The sequence below is a fragment of the Streptomyces botrytidirepellens genome, assembly GCF_003721215.1.
Lineage (GTDB): Bacteria > Actinomycetota > Actinomycetes > Streptomycetales > Streptomycetaceae > Streptomyces > Streptomyces himastatinicus.
On record NZ_RIBZ01000395.1, the window covers coordinates 1 to 799 of the forward strand.

At 79.5% G+C, this 799-nt stretch carries 1 pseudogene; it reads left to right on the plus strand.

The features are described 5' to 3' along the window. Positions 1–799, plus strand: a pseudogene (locus tag EEJ42_RS51220) (hypothetical protein); the annotation flags it as partial.

Below are 799 nucleotides of genomic sequence, written 5' to 3' on the forward strand. Positions count from 1 at the left end.
CCGACTCACCGTCCGCGCCCGCCGGGCCTCCCGCGGGCGCGGGCCCGCTGCCGCCCGAGGGCGCGCCGTACGGTCAGCCGGGGCAGGCGTTCGGCCCGCCGCCGCAGGGCCCGGACCAGTCGTTCGGGGCGCCGCAGGGGCCGGACCAGTCGTTCGGGGCGCCGCAGCAGGCGCTTGGGCAGCCGTACGGGCTGCCGCCGGGCTCGGATCAGCCGTTCGGGTCCCCGAACCAGTCGTTCGGGTCGCCGCAGCCGGGACCGGAGCAGTCGTACGGCCCGCCGCAGCCACAGCCGGACCAGTCCGCCGGGGCGCAGGGTTGGGCGCCGCAACAGCCCCTGCCGCCACAGCAGTCACCGCAGCAGCATCAGCCGCCCACGTACGCACAGCCCCAGCCGCCGCAGCAGTCGCAGGCCCCGCAGCCGCTCGCGTACCAGCAGGCCCAGCCGCCGCAGCAGCCCCAACAGCCGCAGCCCGCCGCGTACGCACAGCCGCAGGCGTCACCGCAGCCGCTGCCGGACAGACAACCGCTGCCGCAGCCGTACGCCGGTGCCGCCGACGAGACGCAGATGCTGCCGCCGCAGCCCGCGGGCGACGCCGAGGCGACCCAGTACATACCCCCCGTGCCCGGCGCCGGGCAGGCCGCGCAGCCGCAGCAGCCGTCCGCCAGCGCGCCGCTGCCGCCCGAGAACCAGCCCGCCAAGGCCGAGGCGCCCGGCGAGTCCACCACCCAGCTGCGCACGGTGCGCCCCGGCCGGGGCGCGCACCGGGGCCGCGGACAGCAGCCCCCGCCCGCCGCCCC